Below are 24,866 nucleotides of genomic sequence, written 5' to 3'. Positions count from 1 at the left end.
TCTCCGTTGGGGCTCAGGGGCTCAGGGGCTCAGGGGCGCGAAGGTGATTGCGCGGCCGGTGTAGGAGGCGGATACGCGGCTGAGGGGGACCCGATCGTGTGTCTGGCCCCAGGCCGACGGGTCTCGGAAGTGGATCGTCGGGTCGGGGCCGTCCTCGTAGCCGCGCAGGATGACGAGGTGGCCGCCGGCGCGGCCGTCGTCGGGGAACTGCTCGGTCACGGACACGATGAGCGGGGCGTCGTCGAGCCGCTTCGTCAGGGCCTCGACCGGGACGGGATCGGCGGTGGAGGGGACTCCAAGGTCGGTCGCCAGGCTCGCGATCCCGGTGTGAAGTGCTCCACGCGGGGTCAGAATCTCGTGCTTGACCGCGAGTTTCAGCAGTTCCGTGACGGTGGGTGCCTCGCGTCCGTAGGCGAGAAGGATCATTCTCAGCGATGCCAGGCCGCATGCCCGGTTGGCCCATTCGATCCTGTCCCCGAGTGCCCATCCTCCGTGGAGATCCCATTCGGCGGGGTCGATGAGCTGACGGCACATGGGGACATCGTGGACGCGCGGCACAGCGGCAGGGCTCCTACGGCGAGACGGCAGCCTCCCGGGTCAGTGTGGTCCTGGCGAACGCGGGAGTGGGCAGGGGGACATCGTAGGGCGGGCGGGCCAGCGCCTCGTGCAGCATCGCCAACACGACGTCCGTGTGTGTGAGTCCGATCATCGCCGCCCCCACCGCGAAGTTGCTGTCGCGGGACATGCCCGGTGTGGTGTTGACCTCCAGTACGTACGGTTCGCTGTCCTCGGTGAGGATGAAGTCGATGCGTGCCGAACCGCGCAGCCCGAGTCCGTCCCACAGCGTCCGCGCGTGCTCGGTGATCTTGTCCAGCACGGCGGGAGTCAGGTCAGCGGCGCGTACGGTCACCGCTCCCCTGGAGTCCACGTCGAGCTTCGTGTCGGCGTCGTAGAAGTCGGCTTCGGTTGCCTCGGTGATCAGTGGTGGGAAGACAACGACCGAGCCGCCCGGCAGCTCCAGCAGCCCCGCAGTCATCGGCGTGCCGGTCACGTAGTCCTCGATGAGCACGGCCGCGCCCTCATCGCTGGCGGCGTCCGCCAGAGCGCCAGGCAGGTCCGCCGGATCGTGCACGAGGCTCATGCCGACGCTGGATCCGCCGAAGGGTGGTTTGACCATGACCGGGCGCCCGTTCCAGGTCGTGGGGCCGCCGACCCAGACGTGCCAGCCGGGTGTAGGGACGCCGAGGGTGAGCATCACGCGCTTGCAGAGGATCTTGTCGGCGGCGACCGCGGATGCCCCGACTCCGCTGCCGCAGTAGGGGACGCGCAGGTAGTCGAGCAGACCCTGCAGCCGGCCGTCCTCGCCGTACGGGCCGTGCAGGTTGGAAAGGGCCACGTCGTATTCGACCAGTTCCATGATGAAGTCGGGCTCGCACGGGTTCAGTACCTTCCAGTGGGCGCCGATCTCTTCCAGAGCTTCGGACAGGGCGGTGACCGAGCGCTGTTCGACGGGGCACTTCGAGTGGTAGAGCCTGTCCTCGGCGGACACGGGCCCGTAGACGAGCGCGACGGCTAGGCCCTGGCGGCTCTGCCCCCACTCGCGAAGTTCCTCGGCGGCCTTCTGCACCGCACGGTCCGAGCAGGAGCTGAGGAAGAGAGTCATGCGAGTACCCCTTCGAAGGTGTTGGTGACCGGGCCGCCGACCCAGTGAGTCCGGTTCGGCCGGGCGTCGTGCGGCCGGACCGTGAGCGGTTCCCCGGCGCGGTTGTGGACGGTGATGGCGCGTCGGGCCACCAGTCCGCGCATGGTGGCGACGACGACGGCTGCCACGGCCCCGCTGCCGCACGACAGGGATTCCGCCTCGACGCCGCGTTCGTAGGTGCGGATCTTCAGCGCCTGGTGGCCGGTGGACTGGACGAAGTTGACGTTCGTTCCCAGTGGAGCGAGGTCGGTGTGGTGGCGGACGAGGCGCCCGACCATGACCGCGTCGATGGCGTCTACGTCGTCCACGATGGCTACGACGTGTTCAGTGCCGGTGTGGGCGCTGTCGAACCAGGTCGGCCTGCCGTTGATGACGGCCTGTAAGCGTCGAGGGAGGACTTCGCCGACCTCGGCCGTGACCCAGACGGAGTCGTCGGAGACGACCGCCTCGTGCACTACGCCGGCCATGTGGAGACTCATCCGCTGGAAGCCGTGATCACGGTGAGCGGCCCAGGCGGAGCACCGCAGGGCATTGCCGCACATGGTGGCGATCGAGCCGTCCGCGTTGAAACAGGCGACTTCGAGGACGGCAGGGCGGTCGCTGATCAGCCTGCTGATGACCAGGCCGTCCGCACCGACCCCGGTACGCCTGGCACACAGACGTTCCGCCTCCTTGGGCCACTCGATGTCGTCGTCCGGGCCGAGGCTGGAGAGCAGGATGAAGTCGTTTCCGGCGCCATGGATCTTGCGAAAGCGCATGGCAAAGCTCCTCGCATGGTGAGGTGAGAGTGACGATGTGACGCCCGAACAGGGCGAGGGATCAGCGGAAGTCGATGGGCCGGTACGTCGTCCGGGCTTCCCGCATGACCCAGGGCTCCCGCCCGGCAAAGATCAGTACGCGGTGGGCTGCGGTGCCGGCCGACCGCATGTCCCGGACTCGCTGGTAGGCGCCGTCGAGGTAGACGAAGTCACCGATACGGACATCGCTCGGCGGCCGGGTGCTTCCGATGGTTCCGCGAGGCGGAGGCGGTATGGAGGGCGCCTCCTGGGTCCTGCGCTCGTACATCAGCCCCTCCAGATGCCGAGCAGCAGGGAGCCGCCGAGTGCGATGAGGCTTACGACGTAGGCGAGTTGTTGGCTTCTCGGACTCATCGGGTTCCGATCAGATGGTGCTCCACGCGGCTGCGGACCGACGGGATGCCGATCTCGGTGAGGGGCACCCAGGCCGCTGCACCCGTCTCGATCATCGAAGGGAAGACCGCCCCCGAATGGGCCCGGAAGAGGTAGCGGATGCCGACCCGCAGGCGCGGCCCGTACCTGTGTCGGCCCGGCCTGGTCACGTCGATCAGGAAGGGTCCCTCGGCGCCGGGCTGCGTCCATACGTCCCGGATACCGGCCTCCTCGGCGAGCAGGCGCAGGGCCGCCTCGCTGAGGGAGTCGTCCGCGTCCTCTGGCTCCGCCTCCGCGAGGGCGTAGCCTCCCTCGTGCCGCAGGCACAGGACACGGTTGCGTTCGTCGAGGACGACGGCTCCTGTGACCACGAGGGGGCAGCGCCGGCCATGGGTGCAGACTCGGCGCTGTGAGTGGTCGCGGGCCGCGTCGTAGACCGGCAGTAGCGCCATCCTGTCGGCGGGGTGCTCGTGGAGGTAGTGGGAGAGCTCCCGGATGATCTGGTCGTCCCTGACGCTCACGGGGCATCCAGACCGTTCCGCTCGACGTAGATCCACAGCAGGCGCTGCGTCAGAAGGGCGACATCGCGGAGGTAGAGATACGTCCCGAAGGCGGGCGTCTCGGCGGTAGGCCGGTTCGTGAGGTCGACCAGCCTGGTCCCCTGGCAAAGCAGTTGCCGCACTTCGTTGTCGTCGTCGACACCCAGGTCCTCGCGGAGCAACCGGTTCAGGTCACCAGCGACCGCCGGCACCTGCCTGTCCATCGCCGCGCGAGTCGTGGTGTCCATTCGCAGGCCGAGGACGGTGTTCGTTCGGGAGGAGATCGCCTCTACATCGATGGGGGTGTCGTCGCCCTCGGTGTCCTCGGCCGCCTCGATCGTCTTGCCGGTACTTGCCACAGTCATCTCTGGCCCTTCCGGAGCACGCTTTCAGCCGTGCCTATAAAGCTAGGAAGGGAGTGGGACAGGGCTCCATGAGTGTGCCGGAACTTGCCGGGCATTCACCCTAGAGATTCGATGGCAGCGGTGATGAGTTCACGCGCTGCGGGGCCGTAGACGGCAAGTTCGGCCAGCTCGCTGAACGTTTTGGCATACATGGCAAGTTCGTGCCTCTGTACGACGCTGAGATGTGCCGAGATCAATTCGACGTTCACCAACTCGTCGTCGTACAGGAAGAATCCCTCGACCGGCCAGAGTCCCGAACGGTCGGCGTCCTGGGGGATGATGCCGATGCTCACCGAGGGGAGAGCCATGGCGCTGAGGAGATAGCCGAGTTGGCCCGCCATCACATCGGTGCCGCCGATTCGGTACCGCAGAACGCTTTCTTCCAGGAGGATGGCGAACTTGTGGTTGCCGTAGACGACCTGCTGCTTCTCCACGCGCACTTTGACGGCCGCCGGTACGTCGTCGATGAGTCCTCGGCGGTCACGGATGGAGGTCAGAAGCGCGGTGATGTACGAGGCCGTCTGCACGGGGCCGGGGATGAGCCACGGCGAGTAAATACGAAACCGCTCGGTGCGCTCCCACAGAGGAACGACGGACTCCTGCGCCCACTTGAGCCCATGGCGCTCCATCTTGCGCCACTCGACATACATGCCCTCAATTCCGCGGGCTGTCGAGACGAGGTCTTCTGCCTCACCCTCCGCACCGCAGGCGGAACACCAATCGCGAAGGTCGCGCTCCGAGGGCGCGCGGGCGCCGCTCTCGAAGCGCGAAGCCTTCGACTCATGCCAATCCAGGCTCTGGGCCAGCGCTCGCTTGGTGAGACCGGCCGCTTTCCGGATCTCGGCCAGGCGTTGCCCGAGCGCCTTGCGGGCTTCCTGGACGCTCGAAGAGGGTGATGTCATATCGGTGCGAGGGTGCTGTTCGAACCGTCAGGCCAGATCGAACTGCGCATGCGGCGTTGCCCGCTTCCACACGGCCTCGAAGGCCGACTCGCAGAGCTTCGCCACCTCAGCGTCCTCCGTGAGTTCCACCTCCATGTTCTCGCCCTCGCCGTCGAAGTGGTTGACGAGGACGAGGCTGGAGTCGAACAGCCAGAAATCATTGCCCGGCAGCGCGATATCGGTCGCGTCGCGCCGCGAGAGCCACCTCACGCTTTCGCCGGCAGCGATGTTCAGTCCATCGGTCACGTCGTACTCGAAGCGGATGTACTCGCTGACCGGTGTCGACATGACGCGTGCGCGTCGAACCTCGACGCCTCGTGAGGTTGCCTCCGTGACGATGGCGTGCCAGTCGGCCCAGCGCTCGGCGGGATCGAGGACCACTCCGGCCTTCCAGTCGATGAAGGCCGGGTCCGACTTCATGTAGGCGTCACGCATCTCCAGATGGACAGCCGTCCTCTGGCAGTCGCGGAACAGCTCCTCAAACGTCGGGGTCCTCGTCATCCTTCTTCACCTCCAGGAAGAACTGCACCATGCGCCGGGGGATCTCCACCACCGACTCGTGGCCGGGGATATCCATCTGGCCGAGGCGCTCGGCGTCCTCCACCTTCCACCCCTGCACCAGGTAGCTGTCCTTCTCCTCGTCGAGGTAGATGGTGGGCGAGCCGCCACTGGGACTCTCCGGGTCCTTGCCGAGCTTACGCAGGGCCATGATGTCCTCCTCGGAAGCCGGTAACGATCTCTGTGCCAGAGCTTGCCTGCGAAAGCGCTGCCGAGCCAGGAACTTGCCCAAACTTGCCAGGACTTCGGGTGGTAACCCGAGCGGGGAAACCTGGTCGGGCCAGGCCGCGGGGCTGCGGTCCGCGTGGACTGACCATCAGTTCGCCGGAGGCAGACGGGGAAGATCCCACGACTACTGGCGCACCGCGGACAAGCATGTCAACGTGGACGACCTTCCGAACCCCCAGGTCAACGACTGTCAGTGACCTGTACCCGAGCCTACGGAGGCGCCCCTGCAATCGCACCACCCCAGCGATCCCTTCCGACCCGAACTGCCGGACCCGGTGTACTGGGTCACCCCGCGCCACTTGGCCGGAGACGACGATGCGCTCGCCGAGCGGATCGGTGACATCCTGGCCAGCCTCGGCTGGCGCATGTGGCCCACCTCCCGCCACACCCTGCTGTACGTCAGCGCGGACGGGCTGCGCGGCGCCGAGTGGATCCTCGCGGCCTACCCGTTCGAATTGGGCGGGCTGCCGGTGGCCTGGCAGTTGAGTGCCCGCTCCCGTGCCACGTCCGTGATGGCGGAGTGGAACGCGTACTTCACTGCTGGCGTCCCGTACGAGGGGCTCGCTGACCTCCTTGTGGCGATCGATGCCCGTGAGGCACCCGATGCCGACCTCGAGCGGCCCGAGACGGTCCTCAGCGCGCTCATCTCCCGGGGCTGGATCCGCGACGTGGACCGCCCCCGCACCACCGCTATAGACCCTGGGTTCACCTCCTGCGTCTCCCTTGAGATGCTGCCGCCGCTCATCGAGGACGCCGACCCGCGTCCTGACTTGGTGGGCTGGCAGGCGTGGGCGGAACCGGCTCTCGGGAGCCCGTATTTGTGGTGTGCGAGCTTCAGCGCCAGCGTCCCCCACGGCCTGGTCGCGGCGTTCGCCTCGTCCCTCGCCTCACCGGTCCCGGTACTCCGCCGCACTGTGCCCAAGAACGCTGAGGGCCGGCTCACCGTCGTCCGCCGCAGCTGACGACCCCTGCCTCCGGCGGATCCGCTGGCGGGCGGCTCGTCGCCATCCCCTGAGCAGAGGCACATTCCTCGTGCCCGCCAGAAGACAGAGAGGAAGAGATCTTGTTCTTTCGACGCGCTCGTGAGGACCGGGCATTCCGTGAAGCCCAGCGCGCGGGCTACGAGTTGTCCCGGCAGCTACAGGCCACGCAGCCGTGGCCCGACTTCCCCGAGCAGACCGCACCGGCTCCGGCTGCGGAGGAAGCAGTGGCGGCAGACTTCCTGCCGCCGGAGTTGCGGGTGCCGTCGCGTCAGGAGGTGGCCGGGTTGATGATGCGCTGGCTGCCGCCGCTCATCATTGAGGACGAGGTCCGTACATGCCCAGGCTGCGGCGCATACCGGGACTGGATCGTCTTCTGCATGCGCGATGACTCGATCTGGCTGCGCTGCCGGTCCGGTCACGAGACGAAGGAGCCCGGTCTGGATGCGGCCTGGTACAATCGCAACTCCGGTCCGGTCGACCGGTTCCACCCCACCCTCGAAGAGGGGCTGCGCCACCTCGGCCACTGAATCCCGGAAACCTCTTCACCCCTTCGCGATGCTGATGCCTGAAGGGCTGGCTCGGTCAGCCTGTCCGCTTCGAACTGCCTCTGAGGCAGGTGTGCCCCACGGCGGCTACAGCGCGACGGCTGCAGCGCCGTGTTGGCCGGGCACACCTGTCCATTCAGGAAACGCGAGGACCGTTCACTCGGAGGACGCTCGATCTGTTCACCCAGGAAACGCCCGCAGCTCCTGTCCCTATTCGGGACGGCCGTCGTGTCCCGAGACGGAACGGCCGTGGTGTTCCGAATCGGAACGGCCGTGGTGTTCCGAGGCGGAACGGGTTTGGTGTTCCGAGACGGAACGGGGCTGTGTGTTCTCAACGGAGCGGTTCCGTTGATCGTCTCCGGCTCCCATGGGCTCGTGTACGCCGACTTGGAGAAGACGTTCGCCGAGGTCCGGGTCACGCCCCAGGTCCTGTCCCCTCTGCCTTTGCTCTGGCAGAGGGGCTCGGTATATGTGCTGAATCATCGCGCCCTGCCGGGTTGATCGCTTCGACTCGCCCAAGGCCGGGCGGTGCGATCGTTGCCCGGGGCCGCGGTGGTGGTGCGTTGAGGCATCGAGGTGGCGTCGGCGGGCAGCTCTGCCATCCGGCGCAGCCGCCACATCAGCACCTCGGAGACAGAGTCCGCGGTCGCGAGCTCCCGCCGTCCAGCCGCTTCGGACAGGAGCCCGGCAGGGTCGTGTCCGGCGGCCTCGGCGTCGGCGAGCGTGGCGGCCAGCGCAAACCAGCCCGGCTCGGCCAGAGCCTGTTCCGCCAGCTCCGGCACTGCCTGGCGGAGGTAGGCAGCCTGTCTCTGGCGCAGCTGCTGGGGCAGATGCTGGCCGCGCAGGTACAGCGTGCCCAACGGGGTGTCGGCGGCGGCCCGGTAGGCGGTGCGCAGGTGCTCGGCGGCCTGGCGTGCGGCAGCGGCTTGCTGGGCGTGGTTCTTCTTGGCGTGCCAGTGGGCGGTAGTAGTGACGAGGAAGAACAGCATGTCGATGGCCATCGCCGTGGTGGCGCCGTCTTCCCCGCGTCCGAGCGCGGGCCCGCTGTGGACGAGGTCGCGCGCGGCCTGGCGTAGGGCGCGGTCGTGCCCGCGTTCGGCCTGGATGTGGGAGCGGGTGGCTCGCTCGTAGGCGAAGGCAGCTTCGCGCAGTTCGGCCCGGGTGTGGGCTGCCGAGGTCTTGGCGAGCGCGTCGAGGACCTCACCGGCCGCGGCGATCTGCGCGGCCACATGGGCGTCCTCGCCGTCATCGACAACCAGCACCGCCTGCCACACGGCCGAGGCAGCACGCCGTCGAGCCATCGCAGGGCCGCTCGATGCCGGGGCTTGGTCCTTCTGGTCTGGGGCCGTCTCGGTGCTCTGGGAGGAGTCACCGCCAGCCCAGCGTTGCCGGATCCGGGGCAGGGACAGGTCGGGTGCCAGAGTGGAGCCCGCGTAGAAGATCGGTTCCTGATCCCTGTTGCGGTCGTCGGGGGAGGCGACCTTGTAGCCGAGCAGGTCACCGGAGGGCGCGACGCGCTTGCGGATCAACAGGCCGGCGGCGACCAGCCGGTCGAAGAACTCCTCCTCGCTGGTGGCGCCGGCGACCGCGCGGCGCACGGTCTCCCGCAGTTCCTCGCGGGAGGTGCGGTCCTTGCCCTGGCGTTTGGCCTTGTGGCGTTCGGAGCTGGTGGGGCGCTTGGCGGCGGTGCCGTCCCCCGTCGGGACACGGCGCAGGTGGTAGTCGGCTTCGATGCGGCGGCATTCGGTCTGGGCTCGGCGGGCCTCGTTGTGCAGGCGGGGCCGGCGACCGTCGTCGCGGACCAGAGTGGCGATGATGTGGATGTGGTCGTCCGCGTGGCGGACGGCGGCCCAACGGCAGGCTTCCTCGTCACCGTCGGGGGCGATGCCGGTGGCGGCGACCGTGCGGCGGGCGATGGCAGCCCAGTCCTCGTCTGACAGGACCGGGTCATCGGGGGCAGCCCGCACGGACAGGTGCCAGACGTGTTTCTTCGGGCGCCGGTGGGCGGGCAGAGCGTTGACGGGCTGGTCGAGCAGGCGCTGCAACTGCTCGTAGGTGGCCTTCGGGTCGCGGCCGGGGTCGGGGGTGAGCGGGTCGAAGGCGGCCACCAGGTGCGGGTCGATGTGCTCCTCGTCGGTGCCGGGGCCGTAGAGGTAGCGGATCAGCCCGATCGTCTCGCTGCCGCGCTCGTGGATGCTGGGGATCACTCAGCGGCACCGCCTTCGCGATGGGCGAGCAGGGCGTCGGCGGCGTCCTCCATGCGGCGGGCGGCATTGCGGACGGCTTCTGCCGCCGTGTCCAGGTGGGGTGCGTCGGCGCCGGAGTTGAGGGCCTTGGCGACCTGGTTGAACAGGCCGTGGATGCGGCCCAGGTGGCGCCGGGCGGCGAACAGCTCGTCGATGACTTCTCGTTCGGTGGCGATCTCGGCGGCGGTGCGGGTCAGGTCACGGGCGGCCTTGTCCGCGGCGAAGGCGAGGAAGGCGGCGTTGGACATCTGGCAGTGGGCGGCTGCGTCGGTGAGGCGCTTGAGCTCGTCGTCGTTCATACGGCAGCTGGGCTGGTGCACGCGCTTGCGCGGCTTCGGCTGACGTGCGCGCTGACGCCGCCGCGCCAGCGGCTCGGCCTGCCGAGCCCGTCCCGGCTGCTGTCCGCCCTCGGTCGCAGCCTGCCCGTCCGGTGCCCCATGGCACCGAGACGTTCCCGCCACTCCCGGGGCGGGAAATCCGGAAGCATTGCTTCCGGTACAACTTGCTGGCGCTGACGCGGGGGTGTTGATCTCCTTCTGAGCGTCGTGGAGTTCGTGGTGCGAGTCGTGCATCGAGCGGTCTTCCTTGGGGCTTGGGTGTGGGGGTGTTCTCATTGCGGGTGGCCGGCGGGCCCGGTCCGTAGGTCGGCTTTGACGCGGCGGACGACTTCTCCGGCGGTATCGCTGGCGACGCTGTAGCCGTCCTCGCGCACTGCGTTTTCCAGCAGGTCACGGGAGAGACGTCCGGTGTCGCTATGAACACGATGGGCGTACTCGGTGAGGAGGTCCCGTGTCGCCCGCGGCTTGTGGCCCGAGCGATTCGACCTCGCCCGCGCGGACTTGCCCGGATCGACGTTCGGCGGTTCCTCGCCCGGTTTCGGTTCCGGGCTGGTGGCGGTGCCGGCGGGCTGGTGCGGGCGGCTTTCGGGCTGAGGGCGGGCTGCCCGGTGGGCGGCGTTATCGCCCGCGACCTTTGAAGGCGTGCTGCCCGGGATTTCTGCCCGATTTGCCGTGGTGGCCCGCAGGGTGGCGATCGTGGATCCGCCCGCAAGCCCTGGGGCGGGGTGGGGCCAGCGGGCGGGCAGCGGGACGGTGGCCAGGGCGAGGGCCTGTTGGCGGGTGGCCAGCTTGCGCAGCAGCAGCTTGTCCTGCCGCTCGTCGCGGTCGACGTCGGCCTGCTCCAGTGCTTGGTGCAGATGGCGGGTGAGGCGCTGGCCTCGTCGCGTGGTGCGTTTCTCGGGCTTCATAGCCTCTGCCCGGAGGATCAGGGTGACGGCTCGGTCGAGGGCGCGTTCGCGGATGATCCGGGAGGCGTCCGCGTCCCGGTCGGCGATCCCCAGGCGGGCCAACAGCCGTTCGCGTGCCTGTCGGGCGAGGACGGCGGTCAGGCTGCGGGAGGCGGAGCGCGGGCTGCGGTTGCGCAGTTCGATGCCCATGGCCAGGTGCCACAGCATCGCCGCCAGGACCGGGCCGACGAAGGCCCGCACGGTTCCGCCGACCAGCCCGGACTCGGCGTAGGCGGGCACGATCTGCACGCCGGTGATCACCCAGGTGAGGGTGCCGGGCAGACCGGGCGCCTGCTTCGGCCCGTTGAGGTTGGCCCGGGCCATCAGCGCGGTGGAGAACAAGGCGAGTTCGGCGACGGCGAACATCGCGGCGCGCTCGATGGTGCCGCCCATGTCGAGGTAGTCGGCGGCGAACCGCCAGCTGGTGTCCGCGCTGTAGGCGGTGCAGCCGATCGCGGCGACGGCGGCAACCGGGATCGCGGCGGTGCGACGGCGCTGTCCGTTGCCGGGCTTGCGGGCGCGCTGCCACCGCCATCCAGCGGTCAGGGCGAGGACCGCCAGCAGCAGTACGGCTGCGGTGGGCGAGGTGATCCAGTGCGCCAGGGATGCTGCCGGAGTCTCTTCGGCGCTTGTGGGCAGGGTGTTGCCAGGTGTCATGCAGGGGCTCTCCAAGGGCGCCCGCGCGTGCGAGGGCATGCCTGTGCGCGGGCGGGGTGAGGTGAGGTGAAGGGAGGGGGAGACGTGGGCTGCCGTCAGGCGGCGGGCGCGGTACGGCGTCGGTCGGGGCCGGTGAGGACGACGCGTTCGGTCATCTCGGCGAGGCGGGAGGCGACGCGGTCGCCGAGTGCGGTGCGTAGCTCGGCGGTGGGGAGGTTGGTGGTGATGAGGGTGGGAAGCATGTGCTCGTACCGGTGGTTGATCAGCCGGTAGGTGAGCTCCTCGGTCCATTCGCTGGTCTTGGCCGCGCCGAGGTCGTCCAGGAGCAGCAGTGGGCAGCGGACGAGCGTCTGCAGGTCCCGTTCGGAGTCGTGACCAGCACGAGGACGCAGGCGCGCGTGCAGGTCAGCGCTGGTGGTCGCTTCCCAGCGCAGGCGGACGCCACGGCCGAGGAGGGTCCGGATGGCGCCGTATGCCTGGTAGGTCTTGCCGGTGCCGGTGGGGCCGGCGATCAGGAGCGACGGGCCTTCGGCGATGCCGGGTCCACCGGGGCCGGGGCGTCCAGCGCGGGCGATCTCGTCGGCCCAGGCGATGACCTGCGGGTAGTCGGCCAGGGCACGGCGGTAGCGGGCGGGGATCCGGGCGTCGGCGAGCTCCAGCGCGGTGACGGGCTCGGCCTGCGGCTCCTCGGCGGCGACGGTGGCGGGGTCGATGCCGCGGCCGGCCAGGATGCCGTCGAGCCGGTCGGCAATCGCGCCGACCCGGTGGGGCTCGCGGGTGAGGGTGGCGGTCAGAGGTCACCTCCGAAGGCGGCTTCGACATCGGTCGGGTTCGTCCACGCCCTGTGGACAACCGGCGTCGTCGGCATCGTGGGGGTCGCGTTCATGGCCTCGTGGACGAGGCTCGGCAGGGTGCTGGGGTGCAGGCCCTTGGCGCGGTGGCGTTCGAGTCCGGCTCGGATGTGGGCGGGGGCGATGCCCTCGTCGAGCAGCTTGCTCACCACCCGGCTGAGGTGGCCCAGGAAGTCGCTCGGCGGGCGGTGGTTGCACCCGGCGACGTATTCGCGAATGAGCTGCTGAGCCGAGACGGTGTCGGGCGCGGGGGCGCTCGCGCCCCCCGAAGGGGTATCTCCTAGATCCATGGTCCTAGGTCCTAGATCCGTACCGTGAGGCGTCACTGCCGCCTCACGGAGTCCTCCGCGCTCCCTCACGGAGGGCTCCGTGAAACGGCTCTGACCTGCAAATTCTCCATCTGCGCCGGGATTCAGCGCGGGCTTGCGTACTTCTCCGGAGCCTTCACGGAGGGTTTCGTGAGGGAACGGTGAGGGATCCGTGATGCCAGCCCCCGCAGCCAGCGCGGCGACGCCTGGCGCGGTGCCGACGGTGGCGTCGTGGTGGGAGCAGGTGGGGAGGCGGCTCTTGCTGGGCCGGTTGATCTTCTGGTGCTGGTGCCAGGTGACGATGTGCAGGTAGCGCTTGTCGTCCGGCCCCGTGTAACGGCAGATCAGCCCGGCGTCGGCGAGCTGGGCGAGGTCCGTCTCGACGTCCGAGGGCCCGTGTTCGGGGCGCAGGACCCACAGCTGTCCGGCGATGATCGCGGCGTGGTCGCGGTGACGGCCCCGGTCGTCGACCTGGGTGAGCAGGCCGATGAAAGTGCGCTCGGCGGTCAGAGAGACCGCGGCCAGGGACTCGGAGACGAAGGCTTCGGGCTTGATGGTGCGGATTCGGGCCAAGAGGGCGGTTCCTCACTCGGTGCAGGCGGGCAGGAGCCCACGGCTCACCGTCGATGGGCGGTAAGGGCATCAGGGGGTGGGGGAGTTGGCCGGCGGCGCGGGGCGCGCTGATGGCCGCTCGCGCTTTCCGGGGGTGTCGTCAACATAGCCACACCCGGGTCGCGCAAGTCCAGCCCAATCCCGCGCAATCTCTGACGGCAGAAAGGCTGCCGAAAAAGAAAGCGGTGGAGGGCGGTCCCAAAACTGTAGGGCACGATCGCCGGTTGCCGAAATAATGCCCCGTCAGATGAAGCCAGAAGGATCACATCGGGAAGCTGTTGACGTACCGCCGACGGGGAAGCTACAACACAACACCCCACGTCAGAGCATCCTCGGAGTGTCGATTGATGTGCCGGTTTCCGGTACTTCCCGACCTCCGTTAAACCGCTTCGCGTCGAACTGCGGAGCGCAACATAGACCACGATCGCCGGTTAACCAAACCGGCGAATGGACGCTACAAATGGAGCCATGGCAGCACGCTCATTGGAAATCGGCCCGGCAGGTATACGGGCGGCCCGCACCATCGAAACCCTCCGCACCCAACGCGGTCTCGCTCAGCGCCAGTTGGCAGACCGCGTCACGGCCCTCGGCCGTCCGATGTCCAACACGATGCTGTCCCGAATCGAACGTGCCCAGCGGCGCTGCGACATCGACGACCTCGCCGCCATTGCCGATGCCCTTGCCGTCTCGCCCCTCGTGCTGCTGCGAGGACCGAGCGCTCCGTGAGGCAGGCCGCCCAGCGTCGCTGATCGAGCATCCACCCCGAGTAAGGACTCACCCCACTTGCCCCACCCCGCGATACCCCCTGCCCTCGCACGCCTCCCTCACCGAACGGATGGCGAAGCCGCCCTGCCCCGCCTCTACCGCCCCGAGGAGATCGCCGAGACGCTCGGCTGCTCGGCCTGGTGGGTCAAGGACCGCGCGCGCCGGCGCCTGATACCGCACACGCGGGTCGGCCGCGCCTACCGCTTCACCGCTGATCATCTCGCCGAGATCATCCGCATCCACGAAGCACCGGCGCCGCAGAGAGCCCAGCGGATACTGCCACCCGCCAACCCACCCGAGTCGACGACGCCGTCGCGTGCGACTCCGCAGGCCCGACCCTCCGCCTCCTCCGCCCCACGGCTCCGGGCCCGACCGCCCCGCAGGTCCCAGTACGGCACCGCCGCCTAGCCCGCACCCGACACCGACAGAAAGGAGGAACGCGAGGCGTGGGCTTCGGCGAGAAGCGCGGCAGCTACTGGCGCGGCAGATACAAGGTCAGCGAGGGCAAATACGGAACCGTCGTAGACCCGACGGGCACGGTGGTCAAGTTCGCCACCAAGCGTGAGGCGAAACAGGCCGCGGACGAGGAAGAGGCCAAGGTCCGGCACGGCACGTGGCGCGATCCGGCGGCCGGACTGGAGACGTTCGGTGAATACGCCAGCCGCTGGTACGACGCGCAGGACCTGGCTGCCTCCACCATGCAGAACTACCGCCGCCACATTGAGGAGCACCTGCTCCCCGACTTCGAGGACAAGGCGCTCGCCGGCATCCTCCGCACGGACGTCGACACCTGGGAGAAGCGGGAGAAGGCCGTCTACGCGGCATCCAGCGTCAAGACCTGGCGCTCGACCCTCCACCTCATCCTGGAAGACGCGGTGGACGAGGGCCTCATCGCCTCCAATCCCGCCACCAAGCGGCGCGGGCGCGGCAAACGCGCAGGCCGCTCCCGCGACCGCGGCCCCGAGAAGGTCATCACCGACCCGCTCGGCCTGCTGCTCATCGCCGAGCGTGCGTCCCTGCTGTCCGGCCGCGACGACGAGTTCGTCGGCGTGATCCTCAAGGGCTATACGGGGATGCGATGGGGCGAAATCGTCGGCCTGGAGACCGAGTTCGCCCGGCCCGGCGCCGTACGCGTGGAACACCAGCTCTACGAGCTGGACTCGGGCGAGCTGGTCCGCTGCCCGCCCAAGGACGACAGCTACCGCACCATCGACGCGATGGACTGGCTGTCGGCCCTGGTCGCCGACCACGTGGCCCGTACGAAGCCCACGCCTTGCCCCTGCCACGGCAAGAGGTATGTCTTCCGAGGCCAGGGCACCGCCCGCACCGGCGGACATCAGGGCGCCAAGCTCGTCGACGTGGCCCGTCGCGCGGGAGTGTCCACGGGCACGGTCTCCAACGTACTCAACCACCCGGAGCGCGTCCGTGAGGAGACCCGTGTCCGAGTGGGACTCGCCATCGCCGAGCTGAACTTCGTACGTGGCGGCGCCACACCGACGGAGAACGCCGCCCACTGGCGCCGCAACAGCTTCGCCACGTGGCTGTTCACCCCGGCCACCTCCGGCTGGTACCCGAAGAAGGCACCCCAGGAGGCTCGCCCCGTCCCCCTGCTCGGCGACCCGTGGCCCGGCATACCGGTCCGTGGCCGCAACGCCCAGGACCGCGCCGACTCCTGCTGGCTCCCCATCGCGGCGGGTCTCACACCCCATGGCCTGCGCCACTCCCACCGCACCCACATGGAGGACCTCGGCACGGAGAAGGTCCTCATGGACGAGCGCATGGGGCACATCGACGGCTCGGTCTCGGCGCGCTACTCCCACGTGACACCTGGCATGCGCAAGCGCCTCATGGCCAGTTTGACCGAGCAATGGGAGGAATCGCTCGACGCCCGTCGCAGGATGCATCCGCGGTCGTCGGTCGAGGTCCTGGACCGGCTCCTACGGGCACGTGATTTCGTGACGGTCGCATGAGGGGGTGGGGCGTGATCCACACGGCGGAGGGAGGGAGGTAGCGCCGTTACACGTGCTGTTTCTGAATCGTCGTGGGGAATTCTGCTTGTCCTGATGTGGCCGCTGGTGTGACCCTGTCTTATGGACGAGAAGGACGCACGACATGGCATACGCTCGCTGGCGCCACATCCTCATGGAGTCGCAGCGGCACGCCCTCAAAGCAGTGGACGAGTGGAATTGCTCGACTGGTAACTACAGCGACTTCCTCACGCACATGCACAGGGCGTGGCACTACCTGCTCCATGCCGAGTTCCACAAGGCGAAGATCGACTATCACTACAGGGACCCCAAGACCGGGCAGCACCAGTTGATCGACGGCGAGCCCAAGGCTTGGGACCTGGACCGTTGCTTGAGGGAGCGCGCTTCCCCGACAGCCAGGATCCCGTGCGCTTGAACGGGGAGCTCTTCGTGGCGCTCCGCAACAAGGTGGAGCACCGCTACGAGCACAACTTGAAGATCGCCACAGGTGGCAGGGCCCAGGCGCTCGTCATGAATTACGAGCAGGAGATAGTCGCCCACTTCGGCCCCGAGTACAGCCTTGCCGATCGTCTCCGATTTCCGATGTCGCTTCAGGCTCTCACCGCTGAAGGGCGTGAGCAGCTCCAGGAGGCGGCGAAGAAGCTGCCGAAGCACACCCGCGACCTGGTGGCGAGGTTCGAGGCCGCCATCGATCCCGCGGTGCTCGACGATCTCCGATACGACTACCGCGTGCGGCTCGTGCCCATCATCGGCTCGAAGTCGGACGCCGACCTGGCGATCAACTTCGTCAAGCTCGACGAGCTGAGCGAGGACGAGCGCAGGACCATGGTCGAGGCCGGGCGCCTCGGCACGGTGATCGAGAAGGTCAAGCACGTCGAAGTGGCCGACAAAAACAAGCTGCTACCGGGACAGGTGGCTCGTCTCGTGGAAGACCAGGTGCCTTTCGAATTCAGCGCCAGTCACGAGCACGCGATGATGTGGCGACACTTTGGGGTCAGACCTGCCACCGGAGCTCCCGACCCCCGCGCCACGAACGCGAAGTACTGCATCTACAGCGAGGCATTCGGGACGTACCTCTACACGCCTGCCTGGGTGAAGAAGATCATCAGGGAGATCGGCACCGTCGAGAAGTACCGGGCGTTCTTCGGTAAGGATCCCCGCCTGAAGACGGTGACCCCGTTTCCGAAGCAGCCGGGATCGCCGGAAGCGAGCGACGCGCAGCAGCACAGCAAGTCTGCCTGAACCTCCGTCAGGAGCGTGTCACTCACCGAACAGACTGTCCTGCACGTACTCGACGACCTTCCGCTCCGGGTAGAACACGGCCAGCAGCATGAACGTCTTGGGATGGGCCGCGATGTTGCCTACAAAGAAGTGGACGGCCCGGTGCGGAGCGCACATCCGGTCGTACCAGGTCTCGCGCAGCGCATCACGGACCCTGCGCTCGCCGTACTTGCGCAGGAACTTGCGGTACGACTGGCCGGCCTCCCAGTCCTTCAGCCCCATGTCGTGAGTCGGGCAGTTGTCGTCGGCGCAACGGAAGTTGTAGCGGAGGTCGAGCGGCACCCACTCCAGTGGGTTCAGCTCCTGCTCGAAGAGGTCGAGCTGGTCGGCCAGCGCAGCTTTGGACACGGACCAGGGCTCGGCGGGCTCCAGCCGGAAGCGGGTGATCTCGGCGGGGCGGAAGACCCCGAGAGAAGTTCCCCGCTTCTCCTGATCCCGCTTGATGGCGCAGAGCGACGGGGCGACCAGCGGCTCGACATACTGGTACCGCTTCTTCCAGCCGCCGTCGGACGGCACCTCACCCACGATCTTCAGGGTGTCGAGGTCGGGCCGGAGACTCTCCGGACGTGAGTCCCGCTCCGGACGGTGCGGCTCGACGTCGACCTCGATGATCGAGTACTTGGAGAACTGGGCTTCCTCGCTCAGAAGCCGGAAGGGCACCGGGAAGAGGCGTACGTGCTGTGGCTCGCCCTGGTCCAGGCGTATGCCAGCCACACAACTGGTCTCGCGGTACTTGCTGGACAGCTCCGGATACGTCTTGACCGTGATCATGATCCTTGCACGCTGCCGAGTCCGCGATCCCATGGTTGCCCCCTCCACTGATCTCCCGAATCCGATTGGAGGAGAGGCATGCGCTACCGGCAAGAGCGCGTGCAGGGGCGAGGGGTGAAGTCAGGCCAAGGGAATTACGGGCACGGCGGCCCGTTCGCGGACCGTCTCCAGGACGACCTGCCGGTGGCAGCGGCTTTCGTCCTTCTCGAAGCACAGGACTGCGACCCGCGACTGCCGAGCTTGCTCGGCAAGGCGATCGAGGTCGGACTGAGCCTCATCGGATCGCAGCACACCACGGAAGCGAGCCCGGCCGACGTCGAGACGGCCGTCCCAGAACGGCGCCCGGTTGTCCTTGGGATTTCCCAGGCCACGCAGGTGCGTGTACTCGATACCGGCCTCCGCGAGCGCTTGCCCCAGCCGGGTTTTGCTGAAGCCCTTTTTGCGGCTGATCGGCGTGAGCCGTACGTCCGCCACGACATCGATACGGCTGTCGAGGAGAGAGGCGACGAACGAGTCGATGTCCCGTCCCTCGTACCCAGCGGACCAGAGGCCCGGAGTCACCTTGGTCTCCCGGAAGAGCTCATCCAGGGAGATCTCAAGAGCCTCGGCGACCGCGCCGACGGTGAAGAAACCTGGCTGGATCGCTCCCTCGCTCTCCAGACGGGCCAGCGTCCCTACGGCGATGCCGGCTTCCTTGGCGAGCCGCTCCCGCGACCACCCTCGGCCCTCCCGCAACGCTCGCACGCGATGGGCGAGGGCTCGGGCGTGGTTGTGGTGACGCGCTGAGTGATGGCTTGCCATGTGTCGTGATCCTAAGGGCGGTTGAGGCGGGCGGGCATGGTGTTCCCGGCCGACTGCGGGCTGGATTCGCGAACGCGCAGGTCCGAGTGCCCTCGGCCGCCGCACTTCAGACGGCGTCACCAGCCACCCCCTGGGAGAACCCGACCAAGATCTTCTCCCAGATTTCTCCCAAACGATCTCCAGAAACCCGTCAGGGGCCTGATCCACTTGGTGGATCAGGCCCCTGACCTGGTGTTTCTCTGTCGGGGTGGCGGGATTTGAACCCACGACCTCTTCGTCCCGAACGAAGCGCGCTGCCAAGCTGCGCTACACCCCGATGTCGCTGCTTGTCGCGGCGACGACGTTTACTTTAGCCCACTGGTGGCTGGAGACGAAATCCGGTTTTTGCGTGGTGGCGCAGGGGGCGGCGGAGCAGGTTCGGGCGGGTGTGGTCGAGGATCACGAGGAGGATGGCCAGGGCGTAGATGCCGAGGCCGATGAGGAGGGCGTTGGCCAGGACGCTCTTGTAGCCGTGCCGGGCCACGTCGAGGAATGGGTAGAGGTAGCGGGCCGGCGTGTCGGGGGCGAGGAGTTCGCCTCGGGTGAGGGTGAAGGCCAGGTAGGTGAGGGGGTAGAGGAGCCATGTCGCCGCCTGGCGCAGGTGCAGGCCGCCGGGGGACGTGAGGAGCAGCCAGTCCAGCAGGGCGGCGATCGGCGTCACCGTGTGCAGGACCTGGTGGGTGAGCGCGTGCCAGCCGGTCGGGTCGGTGGCCTCGCCCGTGAGGACGCCGGGGAGGGCGAAGGGGCTCGTCTCGTTGGCCAGGAACACGTGGTAGACGAGGCCTGTGACCAGGGCGTAGAGGAGTGTCGCGCCTGTCAGCGAGGTGGGGAGTGGCCGACGGGCCGTCCAGGCGCGGCGGGCCGCGGCGATGAAGACCAGGGCCAGCAGGGCGTTGCTCTGGATCGTGAAGTGGCTCAGGGTGCGCAAGGGGCTGCCGAGGGCCAGTTCGATGGCTACCGCCCCGGCCGCGCACAGGGCTACCAGCAGGCGGAACATGGCGGTCGGGCGGCGAGGGGTGGGGGGTATCACCGCCGTGGCGGGGACGTGCGAGGGCATCAGCGCGGGAATACCCGGTATCGCGGGGAGGTCCGGGATGTCCCTGGGTATCGGGGCGGTCATGGCCTCACGCTAAGCAGCGTGGGCGAAATGGGCGATATGGGTGGTCTGTGTGGGTTATGTATCGCGTTATTGGGTCCGGTTGTGGAAGGCGTGGCTGGCGGAGCGCCAGAGGTAGTGGCAGGGGGTGTTCAGACACCCCCTGCCATACCCGCCACCACTCGCGGTCCCCTACTCCCGACCCACCAACGTCAACAACGTCGCCTCCGGCGGGCAAGCGAAGCGGAACGGGGTGTAGCGGTTCGCTCCGCAGCCTGCCGAGACGTGGAGGTACGACGTACGGCCCTCCGACGTGTGCGTGGACAGGCCCTTCACCCGGTCCGCGTCCAGGTCGCAGTTGGTGACCAGGGCGCCGTAGAAGGGGATGCAGATCTGGCCGCCGTGGGTGTGGCCGGCCAGGATCAGGGGGTAGTCGTCGGCCGTGTACGCGTCCAGGACGCGCAGGTACGGCGCGTGGACCACGCCCATCGAGAAGTCCGCGGCGCCCGAGGGGCCGCCGGACACCTGCTCGTAGCGGTCCCTCTTGATGTGCGGGTCGTCCAGGCCGGTGAGCTCCACCGAGACGCCCTCCACCTTCAGCGTCCCCCGCGTGTTCGTCAGGTTCAGCCAGCCGGCCGAGTCGAAACCGTCCCGCAGGTCCTCCCACGGATTGTGGATCGCGCCGACCACCGGCGGGTTGCCGTTGAGGCCGTGGCGGCCCTGGGCCCTTTCCAGCAGGTAGCGGGCGGGGTTGCGCGGCTTGGGGCCGTAGTAGTCGTTCGAGCCGAAGACGTACGCGCCGGGGAACTCCATCAGCGGGCCCAGCGCGTCCAGCACCTCCGGCACACCCTCGGGGTCCGACAGGTTGTCGCCCGTGTTGATCACGAAGTCGGGGCGCAGGCCCGCCAGTGAGCGCAGCCAGCGCTGCTTCTTGCGCTGGCCGCCGACCATGTGGATGTCGGAGACCTGGAGGACGCGGAGGGGGCGCATGCCGGCGGGCAGGGCGGGGACCGTCACCCGTCGCAGGCGGAAGGAACGGGCCTCGAAACCCGCCGAATACAGCAGACCGGCGGCGCCAACCGCCGTGATTCCCAGGGGTACTCCGTATCGCGCGCGCATACGACCATCGTGTCAGACCGGTGGAGCGTCCCGTTCCGGGGTGCCTGGCGGATGCGCCCGCCCTCCGACATCCGCCACCCCTCACGCACCCCCTTGAAATCAACGGGCGTTCCGCCCTCCACACCTGCGACAATCGGCCCCATGACCACGCTCAAGTCGAAGCTGCAGGAAGACCTCAACGCCGCGATCAAGGAGCGCGACGAGCTCCGCTCCTCGACGCTCCGGCTGACGCTCGCCGCGATCACCAAGGAGGAGGTCGCGGGCAAGGAGAAGCGCGAGCTCTCCGACGACGAGGTCCAGAAGGTGATCACCCGCGAGGCGAAGAAGCGCCGTGAGGCCGCCGAGGCCTTCGCGCAGGGTGGTCGTGCCGAGCAGGCCGAGCGGGAGAAGGCGGAGGGCGAGGTACTCGCCGCGTACCTGCCGAAGCAGCTCAGCGACGACGAGCTGAACCGGATCGTGGCCCAGGCCGTCGAGGAGGCCAAGGCAGCCGGCGCCGAGGGTCCGCGGGCCATGGGCGCCGTAATGAAGATCGTGAACCCGAAGGTGGCGGGGCAGGCCGAGGGCGGCCGGGTGGCCGCGGCGGTGAAGAAGCTGCTGGCGGGCTGACGGACCCCGCTCGCCTGGACCGTCGTAACCGCACCCAACCGGTCGTATACGTCGACGGCGACACACAGCGACGGCAATACGACGACGGCAATACGACGACGGCAATACGACGACAGCGACGACGGCGACGGCCCCTGTCCCTTCAATCACAAGGGACAGGGGCCGTCGCCGCCGTGCGGAACCCCTAGTCGCGTCCCCCGTTGCCGTTCCCGTTCGTCTGGCCCTGCCACCAGCCCTCCGGGATCGAGAACGTCGGGGTCGGGAACGTGCCGCCGTCCGATCCGCCGTTGCCCCCGCCGTTGTCGCCGCCGCCGATCAGGCCGCCGATGACGTTGTCGTCGCCGTTGTTGCCGTCGTCGTCACCCTCGTCGTCGTCCTCGCGGCCCTCGTCGCGGTCCTCGTCGTCGGGGATGCGGATGGTGTTGAACTGTTCGACGGGCTTGCCCTCCAGGGCGCCGACCATGGCGTCGCGCCAGATCGGGCCCGGCACCCGGCCGCCGTAGACCAGGTCGTGGTACTGGCCGCCGATGTAGATGTTGCGCATCTTGACCTTCTGGGTGGCGCTGCCGACCCAGACGGCGCCCGAGAGGTTCGGCGTGTAGCCGACGAACCAGGCGTTGCGGCGCTCGTCCGTCGTACCGGTCTTGCCGGCGCTGTCGCGGTCGGAGAGGCCGGCCTCCCGGCCCGTGCCGGAGTCGACCACGCCCTGCAGCAGGCTGTTGACGGTGTCCGCGGTCTGCTCGGACATCGCGCGCGAGCAGGTCGACTTCGGCACCTCCAGGGACTTCTGCTGGCCGCCGACCTTCTGCGAGATCGACTCGATGGCGATCGGCGTGCAGTACATGCCGCGGGAGGCGAAGGCGGCGTACGCGCTCGCCATCGTCAGCGGGGAGAGGCCGACCGAGCCGAGGGTGACGGCGGGCGTCTCCGGGAGCTTGTCGCCGTTGCCCTGGCGGACGTGGAGCTTGTCGGTGACGTTGACCACCGGGCACAGGCCGATGTCGGCGACCATCTGCACGAAGTAGGTGTTCACCGACAGCTCCATCGCCTTCTTCAGGCGGTAGGGGCCGCGCTCCGACTCGCTCTCGTTCTCCAGCTTCTCGTTGTTGCGGTTGGTCCACGGCGTGCTGTCGCAGGTCTGGACCGGGCTCGGGTACGGCATCTCGTACGGCGATGAGTACTCCTGCGTCGGCGGCCGGCCCTCCTCCAGCGCGGCCGCCGCGACGAACGGCTTGAACGTCGAACCGGTCGGGAAGCCGAAGTTGGAGCCGCCGTACTTCGCGTCGACCGAGTAGTTGTACTCGGTCTCGTTCTTGCCGAAGCCGTACGGCTTCGACTGGCCCATGCCGAGGATCTTGCCGGTGCCGGGCTCGACGAGGGTGGCCGCGGCGGCGACCTTGTCGTCCTGGTTGACGTGGTCCTTGAGCGAGGCCTGGACCGACTTCTGCGACTTCGGGTCGAGGGTCGTGGTGATGGTCAGGCCGCCCTGGTTCCAGGTCTTGGCGCGGGCCTCGCGGTTCTTGCCGAAGACCGGGTCGGCGAGGAACACCTTCTCGACGTACTTGCAGAAGAAGCCGGCACCCTTGACGGCGGTGATGCAGCCGTTCTTGGGCTTGCTGACCTTCAGGCCCAGCGGCGTCTTCTTGGCCTGGTCCGCCTCCGCCTGGGAGACGTCACCGAGGTCGGCCATGCGCTGCAGCACGACGTTGCGCCGCTTGGTGGCCTCGGCCTCGTCGTTGACCGGGTCGTAGCGGCTGGGCGACTGGACGATGCCGGCGAGCAGCGCGGCTTCCTGCAGCTTGAGGTCCTTGGCGGACTTGGAGAAGTAGCGCCGGGCCGCGGCCTCGACGCCGTACGCCTGCTGGCCGAAGAACGTGATGTTCAGGTAGTTCTCGAGGATCTTCTTCTTGCCGAGCTCCTCCTCCACCTGGATCGCGTACTTCAGCTCCTTGATCTTGCGGCCGAGGGTCTGCTGGGTGGCCTGCTGGACCTTCGTCGCGTCGTCGCCGGCCTCCTCGACGAAGACGTTCTTGACGTACTGCTGTGTCAGCGTGGACGCGCCCTCGCTGACGCCGCCGCTCTGGGCGTTGCGGTTGAGGGCGCGCAGGACGCCCTTCAGGTCGACCGCGCCGTGCTGGTAGAAGCGGGCGTCCTCGATCGCGACGATCGCCTGCTGCATGTACGGCGAGATGTCCTTGAGGTCGACCACCGTACGGTCGCGCGAGTAGACCGTGGCGATCGTGCCGCCCTCGGCGTCCAGGATCGTGGTGCGCTGGCTCAGCGGAGGTGTCTTGAGGTTGGCCGGGAGCTCGTCGAAGCTCTCGACGGACCCCTTGGCCGCGAGCCCCAGCGCGCCGACGGCGGGCAGCGCGATACCGGCCAGCACGGCTCCCGCGAGCACACTGACACCGAGGAACTTGGCGGCCTGCTGCGTCGGCGACAGACCACTGCCCGAGCGGTTCTTTGGCATGGGGGAAGCCTAAACCGTAGACATGAGCGAACCGAGGGCCGATCGTGTGCGAGCCCGGCACGGCGATGTGAGACAGGCCATGCGCGGGGGTGCCGTGAGTCATGGCACGGCAAAGTCAGCCGTCTGCCTTCCCATTCGCCGGACAGGCGTACAGGCGTTGGCCTAAGCTGCTCTCAACTGTCACAGCAGCGCGGTCACGTATCAATACGTCCGGCGACCCCGAATCGTTCTGGCGATGGCCCACTTTTTTGGTGGGGACGTGTCCGAATCCGCCTTGTGTGTCATCCGGCGTCCGTTGTGACTCAGTAGAACTGTCCCGGTTTGCCGGGAAAGTCACGCATGTCGCCAGCTCACTCCCCCGGGTGATCTGCCGCTTACCCATAGTCCGTTCGGGCCATTCAAGATTGGGCCCGAAGGGGGTGTTGCGCTGTGCCCACCTTCCGTAACGTCCTCAACTGGCGGCGGTGAATATGCCGCTGCCGCCGTGGGGGAGCCTCGATTCGGGAGAGGACGGCGCCGGTATGGGCTGGGTAACCGACTGGAGTGCGCAGGCGGCCTGCCGCACTACCGATCCGGATGAACTGTTCGTTCAGGGAGCAGCGCAGAACAGGGCCAAGGCGGTGTGCACCGGATGCCCGGTGCGCACGGAGTGCCTGGCGGACGCGCTGGACAACCGCGTCGAGTTCGGCGTGTGGGGAGGAATGACGGAGCGGGAGCGCCGTGCGCTGCTGCGCAGGCGGCCGACGGTCACCTCGTGGCGCCGGCTGCTGGAGACCGCACGCACGGAGTACGAGCGCGGGGCGGGCCTGCTGCCGCTCGACGACGACGAGGTGTACGAGAACTACGCCGCGGTGGGCTGAGGGGCCACCCCTCGGACAGGGGGCCACGAGGCCTCCCTCAGG

General features: G+C 68.3%; 28 protein-coding genes and 1 tRNA gene. 9 read left to right on the top strand and 20 right to left on the bottom strand.

Going from position 1 to position 24,866, the window contains the following annotated elements:
- Positions 1-21 precede the first annotated feature (21 nt).
- The 9 genes from IM697_RS43030 to IM697_RS42990 form a co-directional block, all read right to left on the bottom strand.
- Complete coding sequence (locus IM697_RS43030; protein WP_194042892.1) at positions 22-534, bottom strand: C39 family peptidase; 513 nt, start codon at positions 532-534, stop codon at positions 22-24.
- 37 nt (positions 535-571) lie between these two features.
- Positions 572-1,663 (bottom strand): D-alanine--D-alanine ligase family protein, encoded by a 1,092-nt coding sequence (locus tag IM697_RS43025; RefSeq protein ID WP_194042891.1) that lies wholly within the window; start codon positions 1,661-1,663, stop codon positions 572-574.
- Complete coding sequence (gene dapF / locus IM697_RS43020) at positions 1,660-2,460, bottom strand: diaminopimelate epimerase (protein WP_194042888.1); 801 nt, start codon at positions 2,458-2,460, stop codon at positions 1,660-1,662. Before dapF ends, IM697_RS43025 begins: the two co-directional genes overlap by 4 nt.
- 61 nt (positions 2,461-2,521) lie before the next feature.
- Positions 2,522-2,767: a hypothetical protein gene (locus IM697_RS43015; RefSeq protein ID WP_194042886.1), complete on the bottom strand. Its 246-nt coding sequence runs from the start codon at positions 2,765-2,767 to the stop codon at positions 2,522-2,524.
- Positions 2,768-2,849: 82 nt separating this feature from the next.
- Positions 2,850-3,392, bottom strand: coding sequence for an NUDIX domain-containing protein (locus tag IM697_RS43010; RefSeq protein ID WP_194042885.1), 543 nt, complete (start codon positions 3,390-3,392; stop codon positions 2,850-2,852).
- Complete coding sequence (locus IM697_RS43005; RefSeq protein ID WP_194042883.1) at positions 3,389-3,775, bottom strand: hypothetical protein; 387 nt, start codon at positions 3,773-3,775, stop codon at positions 3,389-3,391. Before IM697_RS43005 ends, IM697_RS43010 begins: the two co-directional genes overlap by 4 nt.
- A gap of 95 nt (positions 3,776-3,870) precedes the next feature.
- Positions 3,871-4,716, bottom strand: a complete 846-nt coding sequence (locus IM697_RS43000; RefSeq protein ID WP_194042882.1) for a helix-turn-helix domain-containing protein — start codon at positions 4,714-4,716, stop codon at positions 3,871-3,873.
- A 27-nt stretch (positions 4,717-4,743) separates the two neighbouring features.
- Positions 4,744-5,256 carry a DUF6879 family protein gene (locus tag IM697_RS42995; RefSeq protein WP_194042880.1) on the bottom strand — a complete coding sequence of 171 codons (513 nt, stop codon included), beginning with the start codon at positions 5,254-5,256 and terminating at the stop codon, positions 4,744-4,746.
- Positions 5,234-5,464 (bottom strand): hypothetical protein, encoded by a 231-nt coding sequence (locus IM697_RS42990; protein WP_133023859.1) that lies wholly within the window; start codon positions 5,462-5,464, stop codon positions 5,234-5,236. The genes IM697_RS42995 and IM697_RS42990 overlap by 23 nt, the downstream gene beginning before the upstream one ends.
- Positions 5,465-5,816: 352 nt before the next feature.
- Here IM697_RS42990 and IM697_RS42985 point away from each other — a divergent pair, with 352 nt between their 5' ends.
- A complete protein-coding gene (locus IM697_RS42985; protein ID WP_194042878.1) occupies positions 5,817-6,503 on the top strand; it encodes an SPDY domain-containing protein in 687 nt (228 codons plus the stop codon).
- A gap of 101 nt (positions 6,504-6,604) precedes the next feature.
- Positions 6,605-7,051 carry a hypothetical protein gene (locus tag IM697_RS42980; RefSeq protein ID WP_194042876.1) on the top strand — a complete coding sequence of 149 codons (447 nt, stop codon included), beginning with the start codon at positions 6,605-6,607 and terminating at the stop codon, positions 7,049-7,051.
- Positions 7,052-7,548: 497 nt separating this feature from the next.
- On the opposite strand, the gene IM697_RS42975 is transcribed toward IM697_RS42980, so the two are convergent.
- The 5 genes from IM697_RS42975 to IM697_RS42955 form a co-directional block, all read right to left on the bottom strand.
- Entirely contained in the window at positions 7,549-9,276 is a 1,728-nt protein-coding gene (locus tag IM697_RS42975) for a relaxase/mobilization nuclease domain-containing protein (RefSeq protein ID WP_194042874.1), read from the bottom strand.
- Entirely contained in the window at positions 9,273-9,614 is a 342-nt protein-coding gene (locus IM697_RS42970; RefSeq protein ID WP_194042872.1) for a plasmid mobilization relaxosome protein MobC, read from the bottom strand. Before IM697_RS42970 ends, IM697_RS42975 begins: the two co-directional genes overlap by 4 nt.
- Positions 9,615-9,925: 311 nt before the next feature.
- A complete protein-coding gene (locus IM697_RS42965; RefSeq protein ID WP_194042870.1) occupies positions 9,926-11,257 on the bottom strand; it encodes a hypothetical protein in 1,332 nt (443 codons plus the stop codon).
- A 95-nt stretch (positions 11,258-11,352) separates the two neighbouring features.
- A complete protein-coding gene (locus tag IM697_RS42960) occupies positions 11,353-12,051 on the bottom strand; it encodes an ATP-binding protein (protein ID WP_194050123.1) in 699 nt (232 codons plus the stop codon).
- A complete protein-coding gene (locus IM697_RS42955) occupies positions 12,048-12,989 on the bottom strand; it encodes a hypothetical protein (RefSeq protein ID WP_194042868.1) in 942 nt (313 codons plus the stop codon). The genes IM697_RS42960 and IM697_RS42955 overlap by 4 nt, the downstream gene beginning before the upstream one ends.
- A 507-nt stretch (positions 12,990-13,496) precedes the next feature.
- Here IM697_RS42955 and IM697_RS42950 point away from each other — a divergent pair.
- From IM697_RS42950 to IM697_RS42935, 5 genes are all read left to right on the top strand, one after another.
- On the top strand, positions 13,497-13,754 hold the full coding sequence (locus IM697_RS42950) for a helix-turn-helix domain-containing protein (protein ID WP_194042866.1): 258 nt from the start codon (positions 13,497-13,499) through the stop codon (positions 13,752-13,754).
- A 57-nt stretch (positions 13,755-13,811) separates the two neighbouring features.
- The gene (locus IM697_RS42945; protein WP_407699588.1) at positions 13,812-14,201 is read left to right on the top strand and encodes a helix-turn-helix domain-containing protein; all 390 of its coding nucleotides are present in this window, start codon (positions 13,812-13,814) and stop codon (positions 14,199-14,201) included.
- A gap of 38 nt (positions 14,202-14,239) precedes the next feature.
- Complete coding sequence (locus IM697_RS42940) at positions 14,240-15,763, top strand: LacI family DNA-binding transcriptional regulator (protein ID WP_194042864.1); 1,524 nt, start codon at positions 14,240-14,242, stop codon at positions 15,761-15,763.
- Between the two features lie 142 nt (positions 15,764-15,905).
- Positions 15,906-16,196, top strand: a complete 291-nt coding sequence (locus IM697_RS45315) for a DUF3644 domain-containing protein (RefSeq protein ID WP_228044404.1) — start codon at positions 15,906-15,908, stop codon at positions 16,194-16,196.
- A 14-nt stretch (positions 16,197-16,210) separates the two neighbouring features.
- On the top strand, positions 16,211-17,023 hold the full coding sequence (locus IM697_RS42935; RefSeq protein WP_228044403.1) for a DUF3644 domain-containing protein: 813 nt from the start codon (positions 16,211-16,213) through the stop codon (positions 17,021-17,023).
- Positions 17,024-17,041: 18 nt separating this feature from the next.
- On the opposite strand, the gene IM697_RS42930 is transcribed toward IM697_RS42935, so the two are convergent.
- From IM697_RS42930 to IM697_RS42910, 5 genes are all read right to left on the bottom strand, one after another.
- Positions 17,042-17,833: a hypothetical protein gene (locus IM697_RS42930; RefSeq protein WP_194042862.1), complete on the bottom strand. Its 792-nt coding sequence runs from the start codon at positions 17,831-17,833 to the stop codon at positions 17,042-17,044.
- A 120-nt stretch (positions 17,834-17,953) separates the two neighbouring features.
- A complete protein-coding gene (locus IM697_RS42925; protein ID WP_194042860.1) occupies positions 17,954-18,634 on the bottom strand; it encodes a DUF488 family protein, N3 subclade in 681 nt (226 codons plus the stop codon).
- A gap of 242 nt (positions 18,635-18,876) precedes the next feature.
- Positions 18,877-18,950, bottom strand: a tRNA-Pro gene (locus IM697_RS42920).
- 33 nt (positions 18,951-18,983) lie between these two features.
- Positions 18,984-19,793 carry a Pr6Pr family membrane protein gene (locus tag IM697_RS42915; RefSeq protein ID WP_194042858.1) on the bottom strand — a complete coding sequence of 270 codons (810 nt, stop codon included), beginning with the start codon at positions 19,791-19,793 and terminating at the stop codon, positions 18,984-18,986.
- Between the two features lie 168 nt (positions 19,794-19,961).
- Complete coding sequence (locus IM697_RS42910) at positions 19,962-20,888, bottom strand: metallophosphoesterase (protein ID WP_194042856.1); 927 nt, start codon at positions 20,886-20,888, stop codon at positions 19,962-19,964.
- 141 nt (positions 20,889-21,029) lie between these two features.
- Here IM697_RS42910 and IM697_RS42905 point away from each other — a divergent pair, with 141 nt between their 5' ends.
- A complete protein-coding gene (locus tag IM697_RS42905) occupies positions 21,030-21,494 on the top strand; it encodes a GatB/YqeY domain-containing protein (protein ID WP_194042854.1) in 465 nt (154 codons plus the stop codon).
- A 184-nt stretch (positions 21,495-21,678) separates the two neighbouring features.
- On the opposite strand, the gene IM697_RS42900 is transcribed toward IM697_RS42905, so the two are convergent.
- Positions 21,679-23,964 (bottom strand): transglycosylase domain-containing protein, encoded by a 2,286-nt coding sequence (locus tag IM697_RS42900; RefSeq protein WP_194042852.1) that lies wholly within the window; start codon positions 23,962-23,964, stop codon positions 21,679-21,681.
- Positions 23,965-24,485: 521 nt separating this feature from the next.
- Here IM697_RS42900 and wblA point away from each other — a divergent pair.
- A complete protein-coding gene (gene wblA / locus IM697_RS42895) occupies positions 24,486-24,824 on the top strand; it encodes a transcriptional regulator WblA (RefSeq protein ID WP_194042842.1) in 339 nt (112 codons plus the stop codon).
- Positions 24,825-24,866: the final 42 nt, after the last annotated feature.

This window comes from Streptomyces ferrugineus (genome assembly GCF_015160855.1).
GTDB lineage: Bacteria > Actinomycetota > Actinomycetes > Streptomycetales > Streptomycetaceae > Streptomyces > Streptomyces ferrugineus.
This window is presented reverse-complemented; position numbering and strand designations above follow the sequence as displayed.

Bases quoted from the DNA above. Each gene is read 5' to 3' on its own strand.
- IM697_RS43030 (WP_194042892.1), bottom strand. From the start codon at position 534: ATGTGCCGTCAGCTCATCGACCCCGCCGAATGGGATCTCCACGGAGGA.
- IM697_RS43025 (WP_194042891.1), bottom strand. From the start codon at position 1,663: ATGACTCTCTTCCTCAGCTCCTGCTCGGACCGTGCGGTGCAGAAGGCC.
- dapF (WP_194042888.1), bottom strand. From the start codon at position 2,460: ATGCGCTTTCGCAAGATCCATGGCGCCGGAAACGACTTCATCCTGCTC.
- IM697_RS43015 (WP_194042886.1), bottom strand. From the start codon at position 2,767: ATGTACGAGCGCAGGACCCAGGAGGCGCCCTCCATACCGCCTCCGCCT.
- IM697_RS43005 (WP_194042883.1), bottom strand. From the start codon at position 3,775: ATGACTGTGGCAAGTACCGGCAAGACGATCGAGGCGGCCGAGGACACC.
- IM697_RS43000 (WP_194042882.1), bottom strand. From the start codon at position 4,716: ATGACATCACCCTCTTCGAGCGTCCAGGAAGCCCGCAAGGCGCTCGGG.
- IM697_RS42995 (WP_194042880.1), bottom strand. From the start codon at position 5,256: ATGACGAGGACCCCGACGTTTGAGGAGCTGTTCCGCGACTGCCAGAGG.
- IM697_RS42990 (WP_133023859.1), bottom strand. From the start codon at position 5,464: ATGGCCCTGCGTAAGCTCGGCAAGGACCCGGAGAGTCCCAGTGGCGGC.
- IM697_RS42970 (WP_194042872.1), bottom strand. From the start codon at position 9,614: ATGAACGACGACGAGCTCAAGCGCCTCACCGACGCAGCCGCCCACTGC.
- IM697_RS42965 (WP_194042870.1), bottom strand. From the start codon at position 11,257: ATGACACCTGGCAACACCCTGCCCACAAGCGCCGAAGAGACTCCGGCA.
- IM697_RS42950 (WP_194042866.1), top strand. From the start codon at position 13,497: ATGGCAGCACGCTCATTGGAAATCGGCCCGGCAGGTATACGGGCGGCC.
- IM697_RS45315 (WP_228044404.1), top strand. From the start codon at position 15,906: ATGGCATACGCTCGCTGGCGCCACATCCTCATGGAGTCGCAGCGGCAC.
- IM697_RS42930 (WP_194042862.1), bottom strand. From the start codon at position 17,833: ATGATCACGGTCAAGACGTATCCGGAGCTGTCCAGCAAGTACCGCGAG.
- IM697_RS42925 (WP_194042860.1), bottom strand. From the start codon at position 18,634: ATGGCAAGCCATCACTCAGCGCGTCACCACAACCACGCCCGAGCCCTC.
- IM697_RS42915 (WP_194042858.1), bottom strand. From the start codon at position 19,793: ATGACCGCCCCGATACCCAGGGACATCCCGGACCTCCCCGCGATACCG.
- IM697_RS42910 (WP_194042856.1), bottom strand. From the start codon at position 20,888: ATGCGCGCGCGATACGGAGTACCCCTGGGAATCACGGCGGTTGGCGCC.
- IM697_RS42905 (WP_194042854.1), top strand. From the start codon at position 21,030: ATGACCACGCTCAAGTCGAAGCTGCAGGAAGACCTCAACGCCGCGATC.
- IM697_RS42900 (WP_194042852.1), bottom strand. From the start codon at position 23,964: ATGCCAAAGAACCGCTCGGGCAGTGGTCTGTCGCCGACGCAGCAGGCC.
- wblA (WP_194042842.1), top strand. From the start codon at position 24,486: ATGGGCTGGGTAACCGACTGGAGTGCGCAGGCGGCCTGCCGCACTACC.